1 protein-coding gene is annotated in these 535 nt (G+C 65.6%); it reads right to left on the minus strand.

Annotation, left to right across the window (positions count from 1 at the left end; genetic code table 11):
• A partial coding sequence (locus A9X04_RS06410) for an HAD-IC family P-type ATPase (protein WP_156764240.1) occupies positions 1–535 on the minus strand: 535 nt, incomplete at both ends.

Genomic DNA, 535 nt, shown 5'->3' on the forward strand with positions numbered 1-535 from the left:
GACGCCGCCGCGGCGCTGAACATGTTCCCGAAATTGCTTGATGTGCCCATGAATACGTACTTGATCGTGTTGGCGAAAATCCTTCTGCCCGTTGCTACCCCGGTGGCCAGCACGCCCAGATCCTTTTCCAGCAGCACCACGTCGGCAGCGTCCTTCGCCACATCGGTTGCGCTGTCGACGGAGATCCCGACGTCGGCGGCATGCAGAGCCAGCGCGTCGTTGACCCCGTCGCCCAGGAAGCCGACGGCTCGCCCCTCGCGCCGCAGCGCGGTGATCAGCCGCGCCTTCTGCTCGGGGGAGATGCGCGCGAAGATGGTGTGGTGTTGCGCGGCGTACGCGAACGCGGCGTCGTCCAGGGGTTCGAGCTGCGCGCCGGTGATCGTGCCCTTCGAGGCCAAACCCAGTTCTTCACAGACCTTTTCGGCCACTCGCGGGTTGTCCCCGGTGGCGATCTTCAGCTCGATGCCCAGCTCGGCCAGCTCCAACAGCGATTGGCGTGCGGCGGATTTGGGCTCGTCGGCGAAGACCAGGAACC

The sequence above is a fragment of the Mycobacterium sp. E3247 genome (assembly GCF_001667785.1).
Classification (GTDB): domain Bacteria; phylum Actinomycetota; class Actinomycetes; order Mycobacteriales; family Mycobacteriaceae; genus Mycobacterium.